The organism is Humidisolicoccus flavus (assembly GCF_045689595.1).
GTDB lineage: Bacteria > Actinomycetota > Actinomycetes > Actinomycetales > Microbacteriaceae > Humidisolicoccus > Humidisolicoccus flavus.
Window position 1 is genome coordinate 1,420,483 of the sequence record NZ_CP142724.1, and the last position, 15,506, is coordinate 1,435,988.

Annotated in this window: 8 protein-coding genes; 1 reads left to right on the plus strand and 7 read right to left on the minus strand. The window is 62.6% G+C overall.

All coding sequences use genetic code 11. The annotated features are described in order from the left end of the window. Positions 1 to 47: 47 nt before the first annotated feature. From U2H20_RS06795 to U2H20_RS06805, 3 genes are all read right to left on the minus strand, one after another. Complete coding sequence (locus U2H20_RS06795) at positions 48 to 1,349, minus strand: ABC transporter substrate-binding protein (protein ID WP_430591538.1); 1,302 nt, start codon at positions 1,347 to 1,349, stop codon at positions 48 to 50. A gap of 131 nt (positions 1,350 to 1,480) precedes the next feature. Further along, entirely contained in the window at positions 1,481 to 2,461 is a 981-nt protein-coding gene (locus U2H20_RS06800; RefSeq protein ID WP_430591539.1) for a phosphoglycerate dehydrogenase, read from the minus strand. Between the two features lie 363 nt (positions 2,462 to 2,824). Beyond that, a complete protein-coding gene (locus U2H20_RS06805; RefSeq protein WP_430591540.1) occupies positions 2,825 to 3,487 on the minus strand; it encodes a GntR family transcriptional regulator in 663 nt (220 codons plus the stop codon). A 173-nt stretch (positions 3,488 to 3,660) separates the two neighbouring features. Between U2H20_RS06805 and U2H20_RS06810 the strand changes: the two genes are divergently transcribed. Then, positions 3,661 to 3,795, plus strand: a complete 135-nt coding sequence (locus tag U2H20_RS06810) for a hypothetical protein (protein WP_430591541.1) — start codon at positions 3,661 to 3,663, stop codon at positions 3,793 to 3,795. Between the two features lie 35 nt (positions 3,796 to 3,830). On the opposite strand, the gene U2H20_RS06815 is transcribed toward U2H20_RS06810, so the two are convergent. The 4 genes from U2H20_RS06815 to U2H20_RS06830 form a co-directional block, all read right to left on the minus strand. After that, a complete protein-coding gene (locus U2H20_RS06815; protein ID WP_430591542.1) occupies positions 3,831 to 4,229 on the minus strand; it encodes a VOC family protein in 399 nt (132 codons plus the stop codon). A gap of 141 nt (positions 4,230 to 4,370) precedes the next feature. After that, positions 4,371 to 13,055 (minus strand): SdrD B-like domain-containing protein, encoded by an 8,685-nt coding sequence (locus tag U2H20_RS06820; RefSeq protein ID WP_430591543.1) that lies wholly within the window; start codon positions 13,053 to 13,055, stop codon positions 4,371 to 4,373. Between the two features lie 408 nt (positions 13,056 to 13,463). After that, the gene (gene guaA, locus U2H20_RS06825; RefSeq protein ID WP_430591544.1) at positions 13,464 to 15,035 is read right to left on the minus strand and encodes a glutamine-hydrolyzing GMP synthase; all 1,572 of its coding nucleotides are present in this window, start codon (positions 15,033 to 15,035) and stop codon (positions 13,464 to 13,466) included. Then, on the minus strand, positions 15,035 to 15,502 hold the full coding sequence (locus tag U2H20_RS06830; RefSeq protein ID WP_430591545.1) for a DUF3817 domain-containing protein: 468 nt from the start codon (positions 15,500 to 15,502) through the stop codon (positions 15,035 to 15,037). The genes guaA and U2H20_RS06830 overlap by 1 nt, the downstream gene beginning before the upstream one ends. Between the last annotated feature and the right edge of the window lie 4 nt (positions 15,503 to 15,506).

Below are 15,506 nucleotides of genomic sequence, written 5' to 3' on the forward strand. Positions count from 1 at the left end.
AGATTTGGGTGGGGGCTCGTGTCGCCACGAGCCCCCACGAAGGGCAACTACCGGTCTTCGGAATCCAGGAGCGCCTGGAAATCGATGTTCGCTTGTTCGGCCGCGGCCGCGACATCGCCGCCTTCGATCGCGACGACACCCGGCCCTCCTGCGAACTCGCGAGCACGAGCGACCTGCTCGAGCTGCGGGCGGTCGTGGCCGACCGAGCTGTCTCCGATATTGCGGATGATCTCAACGAGTCCCTCCGGGAAGGCAGCAGTTGCAGTGGAGTCATCCCATGACGACTGGCGAGCCACCGGAACGGTTTCCTCGGCGAGCATCCAGGTGGTGTTCTCTGCGTTCGTCGCCCACTTCAGGAACTCCCAAGCGGCGTCCTGCTTCTTCGAGTACTCGTTGATGCCAACGGTCTGCGGCACGATGTTGTACGGCAGTGAGCCGGCCGGGCCCTCCGGGAAGCTCGCGTAATCGACGGTGTCGACGACGGCGCTGTTGGCTTCATCGAGGAAGGTGTACGCCTGGCTGTCGGCGTCGAGGTAGAAGGCCGCGTTCCCCTGCGCGAAGATCGCGGAGGCTTCGACCCAGCCCATGTTGGTCGATCCGGGAGGGCCGTAGTTACCGAGCAGGTTGCCGTAGTACTCATACGCTTCGATCGCTTCTGGAGTATTGAGCGTCGCGTTGCCGTCTTCGTCCTGGAAGTCACCACCGAAGCTGTACAAGAACGAGGAGAACTGCGTCACCATGGGCACGCGCGCGCCACGCATTGCAACGCCGAAGAATCCGTTGTCGGGATCGTGCAGTGCTGCAGCTGCCGCTTCGAGCTCTTCGAGGGTTTCTGGAACCGCGATCCCTGCTTCTTCGAGCACGTCGGCGCGGTAGTACATGATGTGACGCTCTGTCATGACGGGCACGCCATAGACGACACCGTCGAGCTGCACGGCGTCACGCGCGGACTGCTGGAAGTCGTTCCAGTCCCATTCGGCGTCGGACTCGACGTACTCGGTCATGTCGGCGAGCCAGCCGTTACGCGAGAACTCACGCAGTACATCCTGGGCCTGGTACGCCATGAGATCGAAGTCTGAGGACTGCGCGTTGAGCTTCACCTTGAGGGTGTCGTTCAACTGCTCGTTGCCGTACGCCTCGACGCGGACGGAGATGCCGGTCTCTTCTTCATACTGCTTTGCGAGGACCTTGATGCTCTCGGTCCATGGGGAGTTCGCGGCAATGATCGTGAGTGACGTCGGGTCTGCTGACTCGTCGTCTCCGCCTGCTGAGCAGGCGCCGAGGCCAAGCGCGAGGGCTGCCGTCAGTGGCAGCGCGATCGCGAGCCTCTTTGCTCGTCGTGAGAACATCACTGTTCCTTTCTCGGGGGTGGGGGTCGTGCTGTGGGGGTCGTGCTGTGGTGTCGTGCTGTGGTGGGACTACTTGGAGATACTGCGATGGGTTGTTGCGTTGAGGGAGTTGATCAACCTGTCTCGGCCGATCAGTTCGCGAGGTTTTCTGGCGTTCGGCCGGAGAAGACATCGACGATGGCGCGTGCCGTTGCGTAACCGATCCGGTCATACGCTTCAGCACTGTCAGCCGCCGCGTGCATGGTCGCGACGACGGATTCGAATTGCAGCAGTGGGTTCGCCGTGGTGACGGGTTCGAGTTCGAAGACGTCGAGTCCAGCCCCGGCGATGTGACCGGAGTCGAGCGCCGCGGCGAGCGCGGTCTCATCCACCAGACCACCGCGGCTCGTGTTGATCACGATCGCGCCCGGCTTCATGAGCGCCAGGAGTTCGGCATTCACGAGGTGGTGGGTCGAGGGCAGGTGTGGGGCGTGCACGCTCACGACATCGGCGAGCGCCACGATCTCCTCGAGAGGAGCAAGTCGGACACCGAGGTCCGCTGCGACTGCGGGATCCGCATACGGGTCGGAGGAAAGCAGCGTGACGTCGAATCCGCGGAGACGCTTGGCAACGAGCCGCGCAATCGCGCCGAAGCCAATGAGCGCAACGGTCTTGCCAGCCAGTTCGTAGCCGACGTAGCGGTCCCACTGTCCGTCGCGGATCTTGCGGTCCATCTCGGGGATTTTCCGCAGGACGGCGATCATCAGTCCGATTGCGAGTTCCGCGACGGCAGAAGCGTTTCCGCCCGGGACGTTCACGACGTCGACGCCACCGGAGCGGGCTGCGACCAGATCGATGTTGTCGAGACCGACGCCGAGACGAGAGATGATGCGCAGATTCGGTGCGAGTTCAAGCATGTCCGCCGGGTACTCTTCGACGCCGCAGACCGCAGCATCCGCTCCGGCAAGCAGGGGCAGGAGGTCCTCGCGCTCCCACGGCAGGGGGGTCTCGTTTTCGATCAGCGTGAAGCCTTCGTCAAGCAGGAGCGTCCGGCCGCGTTCGCAGAGCTCGGGGTAGCGCACTGGCCCGACGAGCACGGTTCGGCCGACGCCGACTTTGGAGGACGAATTCATTGAGGCGGTCACTTTCTCGATGCGAGGCCGCCTCAGCCGCTGCGAACGCAGCTGGGATTCAGTCTCCATCGACTTGATTGTTAATTGTTAACAATCACCATATGCACGAAGTCCGCGCAACGCAACACTTCGAATGAACTTTCTTTCGGCGCCTGGATGATCACTCCACGCCGAATGCGAGACCGACGATGCACGGCGCGCGGCATACGGCGACAACCGTTGGCGCATTACAGCCCGCACACGGCACACGGCACACGGCTTACGGCAGGCGGCACACGGCACACGTGCTCAAGGCAGGCGGCAGGCATCAGGCAGCAGGCAGCACCCAAGGGTCAGCGCACGGCGAATTGCGCGCGAGCACGCTCAGGCTTCGCTGAGCACTTCCACCTTCGACTGCTTCTTCGCTTCGATCGAGCGGATCACGTCACGCACGTGCGACTTCGCGAGAATCAGGTGACGATGCAGGCGATGCACAGCCGCATCGGCATCTCCGGAACGAATGACGTCGAGAAACTCCTGGTGGTCGACAACTGCGGAGGGGATGTCTGCGGTATTGCTCATTTCGAACAGGATCGTGAACGTCCTCTGATACGGCTTCCAGGCTTCAAGGAGACGCCGATTCCCGCTCAGCCGGTAGAAACTCGTATGAAAGTCCATGTCGGCATTGGCGAATCGCTCAAGGTCATTGCTCTCCCCCGCGATTCGCATGTCATCGACGATCGCCTGAACTCGGTCCCAGTCCTTAGCCCCCGCGTGCGCAATCGCGAGTCGAATTGCGAGCGTCTCGAGCGATTCCCTCAGTTCGTAGAGCTCGTCGGCGTCGGACATCCCAAGGGAACGCGCGTAGAACCGCTTCCGGCGGCTTTCCACGAGGCCTTCGCTCTCGAGTTGACGAAGCGCATCTCGGACAGGCCCGCGGCTGACGTCGAACTGGCCGGCGATCGAATCTTCAGCCAAATGCGAGCCATCGACGATCACACCCGTGATGATGTCCATCCGCATTCGGTGGGCGATCTGATCACCCATTGCAAGTGGTCGCAACGTAATGGGCACAGGTCCTCGCTTCGTAAACTGTTGACAGTAGAAGTTTCGTTGACCCGGTGTTTCGTGTCAATTCCTTCTGAGAGTTTTTCGCCAGCGCGCGCTGCGCGGCACCATTCGTCCATGCTCCGCTCAGAATGCGCTGCAATGCTGGAGGCATGTCATTCCAACGAGGCGGATGGTCGCCGAAGTCAAGTTCCGGAAAACGTGTCCTCATGGTGGTGGTCGCGATTGGAGCGGTCGCGGTCGGGGGATTCATTGTGTTCGCATTTCTCACGGGCGGCTGGAGGTAGCGCCCGCCCTCCCGTCACGAGCGATCGAGCGTGGCCTATCGGGTGCGCGATGAAAGCACGCAGAACTCGTTGCCATCGATGTCGGCCAGCACGGTCCACGAGACATCGTCGCCCTGACCGACGTCTGCGAATGTCGCGCCCAGTGCGATGAGCCGTTGAATCTCTCCCTCGCGGTCGTCGCTCTCGTGCGGAGCGAAGTCGAAGTGCAGTCTGTTCTTCGTGGACTTCTCGTGCTCGACTCGCACGAACACCATCCCTGGCGGAACCTGGTGAAAGTCGAGCTTCTCGGCGAACTCGCGCGCCCACTTCGGCACAATGACGACCTCATCGTGTTCCTCGAAGATGACCTGCCAGTCGAGTGCTGCAGCCCACCAGCGCGCGAGCTTGCCCGGGTCAGTTGATTCGATCACCGTCGAATACCAGCGAAGCGCCATCGGTCCACCTTTCCTTTTCATGACTGTAGCCCCGCCCTCCGACGACGGCCAGGCTCATTCGTGTGCGCTGCCGACGACCACCGCCGCAACGCAAAAGGCGCTCGTCACCGTTTGGTGACGAGCGCCCTCTGCTGTTCGTGCTTACTCGGAGTCTGCTCCGCGAACTGCGAGGCGACGACGAGCGATCAGCGCGCCCCCGGCCAGCAGCATGAGCAGCGCAGCTGCGAGCAACATCGACTGCAGCGCCTGACCCGTGACGGGGAGCCCGCCAGCTGGATCATCGACCGCAGGAGGCGCCGTGACACCTGGCGTTCCCGACGGAGCCTCGGTTCCCGAAGGAACCTCCGTCGTCGGCGGAACCTCGGTCGTCGGCGGGATCACCGGCACCGGCTCTGCGAGCGGGAAGTTCGCACTGCGCAGGTCTTCACCAGCGCCGAGGGTGACCTCGATGAGCTCGCCACCAACCGTGATCTCGTATCCCGCTGGGACCGTCGACAGGTCGATTCGTACCGAGTAGTTGCCCGGTGCGACATCCTCGAACAGGTACTCGCCGTTCTCGTCCGTCACGGTCGTCGCGATGACTTCGCCCGCCTCGTTCAAGAGCTCGACGGTCACGCCCGCGATTCCGGGTTCACCGGCGTCGCGGATTCCGTCGCGGTCCTTGTCGTGCCAGACGAGGTTGCCGATCGATCCTGTCGGAACGTAGACGTTCACGACAGTCTCGGAGCCGCCAACCGGCACGGTGACCACGGTCGACTCTGGAACACTCGGGACGATACCGGCAGGCACGGTGTCGTGATCGATCTCGACCGTCCACTCGCCCGCTGGAATGTCGACCAGCGACCAGTTGCCTGCTTCGTCGGTCTCGACGCGGAGCTCGACCGGACCGTTCGGGCCAGCCCAGGTCACGACAAGGGTGACGCCCGGGATTCCCGGTTCGCCCTCTTCGCGGGTGCCGTTTCCGTTCGTGTCGACCCAGACCACACCATTCAGGCTCTGCGTTCCAACGATGCCGAAATCGACATCATCGCGAGCATCGCCGAGGTTCAGTGAGAGCAAGGTGGAGGTCGGGTCTTCACCGTCGAGATCAACCGAAGGCTTCGTGCCAGCCGGCAGCGTCTCTGCGTCGTACCAAACCTGCGTTGCGCCGGTCGGCAGACCTGCAACGAGGTACTTGCCGTCCCAGTCGGTTGCAACCTTGACGATCAGGTCGTCCGGAGTGCCGAGCACGCCGTCAACACCGGCCGAAACCACGTAGACCGAGACGCCCTGCACACCTGGCTCGTTGCCGTCCTGCACGCCGTCGCCGTTCACATCGAGCCACACCGTGTCTCCGACGCTCGCGGTGCCGACATAGCCGAAGTTCTGCTCGAGGTTCTCTTCACCCGGTTCGAGGGTGACTGCCGACTGAGAGTCGTCACCGCCGTCTGGATCCACCGTCGGGGAGAGTCCCGCCGGGATGCCGCTCAGCACGACAGTGAAGTCACCGGCGGGCAGGCCGTCGAAGCGGTATGCACCGTTCTCAACGATCGTCGTCCACACGCGGTCGTCGTCGTTCCCTGCGATACCGTCTGGGCCGGCCCAGGTGAGCGTGACGGTCACGCCGTCGAGTCCGGGCTCGCCGGCGTTGCGCACGCCGTCGCTGTTCAGGTCGAGCCACACGGTGTCGCCGATCGAACCATTGCCCGTGTACCCGAAGTCCTGGTCGAGGTTGACCGCGCCGACGCCCTCTTCGCTCTGGAGCGTGAGCTCTGAGCGACCGTCCGCATCTTCAGTGCCGTTGTCGGCATCGAAGCTCGGGGTGAGCCCGGCAGGGATTCCGCTGTCAACGACGACCGAGTAGTTGCCGTCCGGCAGGCCGGTCACGATGTACTGGCCCTCGTCGTTCGTCGGGAGGGTCGGGATGACGATGTCGTCCGCGGTACCCGCTTCGCCGTCGGGGCCGAACCAGGTCACGATGACCGAGACACCAGCGAGTCGTGGCTCGCTCTCGTCGATGACGCCGTCAGCGTTGTCATCCCACCAGATCGTGTCACCGAGGGTGTTGAGGCCCTGGTACCCGAAGTCCTGATCGAGGTTGACGCGGCCTGCTTCTCCGTCGAGTACGATGACGGACACGGAATCCTGTCCGCCGTCCGGGTCACCCGTGTTGACCGCAGAGCCGACGATGCCGTCCACGACAACCACCATGAAGACACCATCGGGCAGCCCTGCGATGCTGTAGCTACCGTTCTCGTCAGTGACCGTCTCGAACTCGAGGTTGCCCTCGGTCTCGAAGTCGCCGTCCGGACCAGCCCAGATCACTCGGATCGTCTGGTTCGGAACGCCCGGCTCGTTGCCGTCCTGGATTCCATCGCCGTTCAGATCGATCCAAACACGGTCACCGATCACGCCTGCTCCGACGAAGCCGAAGTCGGCGGTCAAGTGCTCTGCACCGGTCTCGAGGGAGACGATCGTGCTCGCATCGAGCACGTCATCTTCGTCGTACGACACGGTCAGTCCAGCAGGAACCGTTTCGAGATCGACGAACACTCGGAAGTTTCCGGCGGGCAGGTGCTCGAAGAGGTACTTGCCCTCTGCATCAGTGACGGTCGCGAAGGACTGCGTTCCCGCGGTCTCGAAATCACCGTCAGCACCGGCCCAGACAAGGCGGACCGTGACTCCGGCGAGGCCGTGCTCGGTGTCGCCGATCTCACCGTCGCCGTTGAGGTCGAGCCAGACGGTGTCGCCGATGGAGCCGGCTCCACGGAATCCGAAGTCGGCGTTGTCAACGATGCGGTTCTCTCCAGCGTCGAGCGTGACCGTGGTCGAGCCGTCAGCAGTGTCGTCGCGATCGAAGGTCGCTTCGAGACCAGCCGGCAGCGTGTCCAGCTGGACCTCGACGAGGAACTCGCCCGCGGGAAGACCCGTGAAGGAGTAGTTGCCGTTCTCGTCGGTCACGGTTTCGAGCGTGATGTCATCGTCGTTGCCGAGCATGCCGTCAGGACCAGCCCAGGTGAGCAGGACGGTGACGCCTGCGAGACCGAATTCGCCCTCGGAGATTTCGCCGTCTGCGTTCTGGTCGAACCATACGGTGTCACCGATCGAACCAGCGCCGTTGTACCCGAAGTTCTGCACGAGGTTTTCGCCGTCGAGCACGATCGAGGAGGTCTCGTCGGGGTTGACGATGCCGCTGTCCGCGTCGTACGTCGGCGCGAAACCGGCCGGAACTCCGTCGGTGATCGTGATCGTCCACGGGCCGTCGGCGATGTCCTCGAAGAGATAGTTGCCGTTCTCGTCCGTGACGGTCGTGAACGTCAGACCGTTCGGTCCCGTGATCGTGACCTCGACGCCCGCAAGGCCGGGCTCGTTCGGCGTCTGCACACCGTCGCCGTTGATGTCCCACCAGACGGTCTGCCCGAGGACGCTCTGGGCGAAGTAGCCGAAGTCCTGATCGACGCGGTTCTGGCCGTCGTTCAAGGTGCCGGTCGAGGTTGAGGACTCATCCCCGTTCGGGCTTCCCGTGTTGACGACGTTGCTCGGCAGTGGGCCGACCACCTCGATCACGAACGTGCCTGCGGGCAGGTTGGAGAAGGTGTAAATGCCGTCCTCGCCCGTGATGGTGCGGAAGGTCGAGACTTCGCCGTTCAGACCCGTGAAGGTGAGTTCGAGTTCCACACCGACGAGACCGATCTCGCCCGGGTCCTGCTCACCGTTCCCGTTGCGGTCGAGCCACACGCGGTCTCCGAGCGAGCCGACACCGGCGTAGCCGAAGTCCTGCTCATTGTTGACCTGACCTGCGGTGTCGAGCGAGATGCGCGAGGTGTTGACTGCGACCCCTTCGAGCTCCTGCGGGCTGCTGACGAGACCGTAGGAGTTGTATTCGTCGCTGTCAGGGAGCACGACAGTGACCTCGTAGTTCCCGATCGGGAGTGCTGTGAACGAGTACTTGCCGTTCTCGTCGGTCGTCGTGGTCCACTCGACCGTGCCTGCGGTGTCGAAGTCGCCATCGATGCCAGCCCAGACGAGCGTCACCCTTGCGCCAGGGATCCCGGCCTCGTTCGCGTCCTGGACGCCGTTGAGGTTCTGATCGAACCACACCGTGTCACCGATCACGCCGGTTCCTCGGTATCCGAAATCGACGTCGCGCTTCGCTTCGTTCTTCGCAAGCGCACCGCGCCACTCACCGTTCGGCGACTCGGTGCCGCCGTCGAGGTCGTAGCTCGGTGTCAGGCCGAGCGTGGTGATGATCTGCGACTGCCCATTTGCAACAACGAGATACTGCCCAGCCGGAAGGTGCTCGACCAGGTAGCGGCCCTCAGCGTCGGTGACGGTCGTGTAGACCTCACCCGTTGGGATGCCGTTCGTACCGAGGTAGTTCACCGTCACGTCGACGCCAGCGAGACGAGGTTCGCCCGTGCCGTACTCTCCGTCGTTGTTCACGTCATTCCAGATGACGCCGCCGATCGAGGCGAGGTCGACGTTGATGGTGACGGTGTCGTCGTTCGACTTGTACTCGATGTAGGTGCGACCGTCGTTTGCATTCCGGGTTGATTCGGGGAGTCCGAATGCCGAAGGCACAACGGCGGTGTTCGTGATCTCTGGACCGTCGAGGTTCGCGTCGTCTTCGTTCCAGTCGCTTGGCACCGTCAGCGAGTACGTCACCGTGACGGATTCATTCGGTGCAATCGGCCCATCGATCTGCCAGGTGATGGTTCCACTCGTCGAGCCGTTGTCGACTGGAGCGATGCCACCGAAGGTCGGCGTTTCACCCTCGACCGTGCTGGAGATCAGACGGCGGTCCGGGGTGTCAGTGATCGTGATGTCGTACGCCGGCGCAGTGCCCGTGTTCGTCACCGTGACCGAGTAGTTGAGCACGTCGCCCGGCTTCGCACGGCGGGTGTCGGTATCCCCGACCTGACCTTCGACGCGCTTGTCGAGAATCAGGTTCGGTTCGATGACGGTCGCGTCAGCGTCGTCCTGGTTCGTCTGCGTGTCGAACGAGGTCGGCGCGGGCAGCGAATCAGGAGCGGCCGTGACCGAGTTCGTCGTGTTGTAGCGAACGGTCGCGGTGTTCTTCGTGGTTGCGCCGTTGCGCACCTCTCCGTTCACGTGCGCCGAGTAGTTGATGATCAGCACGCGAGCGTTCGGCGAAGCAGTGATGTCGCCGATGAAGAACCCGATGTCGCCGGTGGCGCCCTCTCCGGAGAGTGCGCGGACGTTGAGGTTCGGCGAGCAGTTTTCGCACGAGAAGTCGGTCATCTCATCGAAGGTGATCCCCGTCGGCAACGCGTCGAAGATCGTCGCGTGGTACGCCTGCGTGTTCGCAGGGATCGTCACGGCCAGCGTGTACTTGATGTCTTCACCGATTGTCGCGCGACCTGGTGCAGCGTCTTTCGCGATCGAGATGATCGGCGCGACGACCTGCGACTGCGCGGTTGCGATGTAGGCAGAAGTACTGAAGCCAGAATCCGAAGTTCGCGCACCATCGTCACTTCCGGCGAGTGACTGCGTGGTCGCGGTCACCCTGTTGATGATGCTCTCGCCGCTGACGAGCGGGTTTGCAACCACGGCGCGGTAGATCAGCGGGCTCGCGGTACCGCCTGAACCAATGGAGGTCACGGTCCAGCGAATCGAGCGGTCGACCTCTGTCCACAGCACACCGGGAGCGATTTCGCCGTCAGCTGTCATCGGCTGACCTGCAGCGTTCAGCGGCGTCAGGTTGCTCGGCACGATGTCGGTGACACGAACGTTGTGAGCCGTCGCACGGTTCTGAGCGTTGCTCGGGGTCACCGTGAAGGTCACGGTCTGGCCCGGGGTCACACGACCATTGACGGCGTTGTTGACTTTCGCAATACGGACCTGTGGCTCGACGAGCGGCGTATTGACTGTGCCACTGATCTCGGTTGCGTCGGTGCGCAACACCGCGTCGTTGCGCACGCTTTGTCCGACTCGGTTCGCATTCACGTCGAGCACGCGAGCACTGAACGTCAGAACGATGCGCGTGTCACCATTCGGCAAGGTCGCGGTGGGAGTCAGCTGCGGCGCGGTGAAAGCTGCAGGCAGCGCAATGCGCAAGATCTGATCGGAGTTCGTGAACGCCCAGTCACTCGGCATGTTCGCGCCGTTCACCTGCACGGCCGGGGTACCGACGATCTGCAGTCGGTTGGTACTGACGACGTCTTGGATGGCGGCGTTCTGCACGCTCGTACCTCGCGGGATCACCGTCGTCACCGTGTAGTTGATGATTTCACCGATGGTCGCCTGCGTGGCAGAGTTGCCCGACTCCGTGATCGAGGTCGTCGCCGACTTCAAAATGCTCGAGTTCGCGAGGCGAACGGTCTGGGTGTCACTCGCCGGCACCGTCGTGGTGGAGTTGAGCGCGGGGTCGATGTTTCTCGCCGGAACGTGCACGACCGGCGTACCCGTGTTCGTCTGCGTTTCGTACTGGCGAACACCAGCATTGTTCAACAGCTCGGCGTTCGGAGCGAACGTGGTCGGGATCGTGACCGAGTAGGTCAGAGTGATCGTTTCGCCTGCAGGGATCGAGAGTCCGCTCCAGTTGAGCTGCGAAGGCGCCTGCGACTGGTTGCTGCAGACACCGCTCGAGCTCACCTGCGAGACATTCGCACAGACGATGCCTGTCGGAAGGAGGTCGCGCACTGAGACTGCCGAGACATCGACGCTGCCCTGGTTGCGGACGACAACCGAGTAGTTGACGACGTCGCCACCGCGAACCGTGGTCGCGCTTGCGGACTTGTCGAGCGTCACGCTCGTTGCAGCGAACTCTGCGTTCGCTTCAGCGCGCTGCTGGAAGACCTGGCCGGCAGAGTTGCGGTACACGAGCTTTGCAAGGTTCGCAACGATGTCGCCGTCGGCTGCACCCGTCTGCCCGCTCACGATTGTCGAGACGGCAACCTGGAACACGCGGCTGTCTTCTGGAACGTCATTGAGCGTCCAGGTGAGCGCGCGCTCTTCTTGCGTGAACGTGACGTCATCGGCATCGATGGTGCTCGCGCCCGTGAAATCTGCGCTCTCGAAGGTGAAGCCTGCGGGCAGGAAGTCACGGATGATCGGCTGCAGCGTGTCGAGGTTCGTCGGGAACTGCACGGTCACGAGCCAGCAGACGCGGTCGCCCTGGCGGAACGCGCCCTCGGAGTTGCCCTCAACGTACTCAACGTTCGAGGCAGCGCAGTCCATCAGGCCGTCGACGGGGTTCGAAACCATCTTCGTGAGCTTCGGCTCGCCCGCGTACTGGCTCGCGAAGGATTCATCGATGATCGGCAGGATGCGTGCGTCCTCATCATCGCCGAAGTGGATGAGCGCGTTGGTCGAGAGATCGACTTCGTTCGTCCACTCATCGCTCGCCGAAACGGGCGTTGTGTTGCCACGGTAATCGTTGTTCGTGGTTGTCGAGTACGTGATGATCGCCTGCTGGTTTGGCGCGGTGAACCCTGGCAGCGACCAGGTGACCGTCTCGATCCCGTTGCCTTCGTCCACGACCGAGACCGGCGTGATGTTGCTCGCGGTGTAGGTCAAGCCTGCAGGCACGCGGTCGGTGACGATGATTTCGTCCGTCGACAACGCGTACTCGCTCGAGCGGATGACAAGTGTCCAGTTGCTCACTGAGCCGTGCGAAACCTCGGGCTGATCAACGGTCTTGTAGATCGCGACATCTTCCGCCGAGACGGTGTGGGTGTCCCAGACGTTTCGTGCGGTACCGTTCGTCGCACCGGTGACCACGACGCCATTGACGAGCGTCTGCTCGTCCTCGGTGAAGGCCCCGGTGTTGTTGTCGAGGTTCGCCGTCGTAATTTCGAGGTCTGCAGCAACGTTCTCTCGCAGTGGGATTGCTGCTGCGTACTGGAACGAGAATTCTTGCGCTGGGTTCAAGGTTGCGGAACCGAGGCCGAGCGTGAGCGCTTCCGTGCTCCATTCGACCCGGGTGTAGACACCGGCGGCAAGCGGTCCGTCGCCATCGGGATCGAGGGCGACGGTCGATACGTTCGTCGGTTCGATGCATGGCGCAGTGAAAGTTGGTGCTGGAACGTCGAGACGACCCGAACCTGCGTATTCCTCGGTTCCTTCTGCGCTCGCGTCGCGTGCACCGCACGACAGGAACTCGAGACCGGCTGGCAAGTAGTCGACAACGCTGAAGCCAGAGGTCGCGAGAACGTCGTTGTTCTTCACCTTGATCGTGTAGACCGTCTGGTTCGTCTGCGCACCGCGGAGCAGCTCTGCTTCTGGGCTCGGTTCCGACTTTTCGACTTCGAACGCCGAGATACGAGTTTCGTCTTCGGCCGTCGCGGATCCAGTGAAGGTGCTGGCAATCGGCGCCCCGTTTCCAGCGGGGTTGAGGTCGACGCGTGGGAGTTGGCGCGGGTTCGTCGTGACCAGCACCATCGCGGTCTGCTTGACGATGTCGTCGATGAAGTACGTCGACGACGATGGAGTCGCCTGGTAATCCAGGGTCACGGTTGCACCGGTCGCGAGGTCAGCAACGTTTGTCCACACCACGAGCGTGGTGCCGTTGTTGAGCGGACGGACGACGTCGGGCGCGACTGCTGTGCCATTGACCGATGACGAGCCGATGGAGACGCCTGCCGGGAGAATCTCACGGAACGTCACGTTGTACCCATCCGGACCGGCAGGATTCGACACCGAGAGCTGCACGTCGACGGGCGCACCGTAGAGCGTGGTATCAGCCGTGGTCACCGAGAACTGCGGGTCTGGGGTCCCTGCCGCTTCAGCGGCTGGTGCGAGCGAGAACGGTGCTACGAGCGGTGCAGCAGCGAGCGTGACGATGGCGAGCGCAGACAAAAGCGCGCGCTGAAAGCGACGATTCAAGGAAGATCTCCAGAACAAACAAGGCGCCCGAGCGCATTACACGAATCGGGACAGAAAATGGTGCACATTTACTGTATAAAAGTTGGGATTTAAAACAATGCCTCAGTGTTGTACCCCGTAACCCGACCGGTGCCCACCTCGCGCCCCTCCGATTTCGAATTGCGCACCAAAATGCCAGATTGCACAAGGCCTCTCCCCGTGAAGGGGGGTAAGAAAATTGCCCGTCAGCTCACTGAGCGACGGGCAAATTCTTAGATTACGATTCGATTACATTTGGCGAACTATTGCGTTTTGCGACAATGAGCTTGGAGCTTCTCGACGAAACAACCCTTGAGTCTTCAGCGGAGCAAGCCGCGCTTCGCCGAACGGCACTCAGTTTGCGTTTCGCTTTTTAACACCAGCGAACCGCTACTCCCACTCGATCGTTCCCGGTGGCTTGCTCGTGACATCGAGGACAACTCGGTTCACGCCTTCGACTTCATTCGTGATTCTGTTTGAAATTCGAGCGAGAACGTCGTATGGCAGGCGCGTCCAGTCCGCGGTCATCGCGTCTTCGCTCGAAACCGGGCGGAGAACGATCGGGTGACCGTAGGTGCGGCCATCGCCCTGCACCCCGACCGAGCGAACATCTGCCAGAAGCACAACGGGGCACTGCCAGATTTCCTGATCAAGCCCGGCGAGAGTCAGTTCGGCGCGAGCGATTTTGTCCGCTGCCCGCAGCAGCTCGAGACGTTCCGCCGTCACTTCACCGACGATGCGGATACCGAGCCCTGGGCCAGGGAACGGCTGACGGCCGACGATGACCTCCGGCAGCCCGAGATCGCGACCGATCTGGCGAACCTCGTCTTTGAAGAGTGTGCGAAGCGGCTCGATGAGCGAGAAGTTCAAGTCGTCGGGCAGACCACCGACATTGTGGTGACTCTTGATGTTCGCCGTCCCACTGCCACCGCCAGATTCCACGACGTCCGGGTACAGGGTGCCCTGGACCAGGAAGCGGATCGGTTCGCCCTCACTCGCGGCCTCGGCAGCGAGATCGCGCTCGGCCTGCTCGAACACTCGGATGAATTCGCGCCCGATGATCTTGCGCTTCGTCTCGGGGTCGGTCACGCCTGCCAGCGCATTCAAGAACCGCTCGCGAGCATCGACGGTCACGAGGCGAACCCCCGTCGAGGCGACGTAGTCCTGTTCGACCTGCTCTCGTTCGTCAGCACGGAGGAGTCCGTGATCGACGAAGACACAGATGAGCTGATCACCGACGGCCTTGTGCACGAGTGCAGCCGCAACCGCGGAGTCGACCCCGCCGGAGAGCGCGCACAGCACTTTTGCGGAGCCCGCTTCTTCGCGAATGCGAGCGACCTGCTCCTCGATGACATTGCCGCTCGTCCAGGACGCGTCGATCTCGGCGACATCCTGCAAGAACTGTTCGATGACCTGCTGACCATATGCCGAGTGCTTGACCTCAGGGTGCCACTGCACGCCAGCGAGGCGTCGCTCTCGGTTCTCGAACGCTGCTACCGGAGTGTCTTCGGTGCTGGCGAGCACGGTGAATCCCTCAGGCGCTTCGGAGACCGAGTCGCCGTGACTCATCCACACGGTCTGCTGTTCGGGCTGCTCCGCGAGCATCGCTCCAGCGCTGCTGACGGAAAGCGCAGTCGAGCCGTACTCGCGTCGACCGGTGCGTGCGACCGTACCTCCGAGCGCCGCGGCCATCACCTGGAAGCCGTAGCAAATGCCCATGACGGGGATCCCGAGGTCGAAAATGGCCGGATCGAGTCGAGGAGCGCCCTCTTCGTACACACTCGATGGACCACCGGAGAGCACGATGCCGATGGGCTCGCGCTCGGCAACCTCGGCAGCAGTGATCGTGTGCGCCACGATCTCGCTGTATACGTTCGCCTCGCGAACACGTCGCGCGATGAGCTGCGCGTACTGCGCGCCAAAGTCGACAACCAGCACTGGGCGGTGCGCGGTATCAGCCATCAGAGTCCTTCCGAAGAGTTCACTTGAGAATCTTGGCGCTTCCGCCGTGGTCGAGCTGCTGCCGCTTCAACGGCCGCGATGTCGGCGCGTGCCCGCTTCGACATCGAGTGCTCGACAAAGAATGAGAGGAGCGGAACAACGCCGCCGAGTGCAATGAGGAAGAGGTTCCAGAATGGCCAGCGCAGCAGAATCCAGAGTCGGAAGTCTGCGATGAGGTAGACGACGTACAGCCAGCCGTGCACGATCAGCACGACGCGCGAGAGGTTGACGGCGGTGGTCGTTCCATCGGGAACCAGGGCGATGAGGCCGAAGGGACCGAAGGCCTCGATCTCCATTGCGAAGGCGTACTTCGCGACCATCTCTACGACCACGAGCAGCAGGAATACACCGGTGATCCACGCGAAGACCTGGTAGAACTTCAGCGCGAAGCGGATCTTCGGCAACTGTTGGGGCTTTGGTAATGGCACTGCT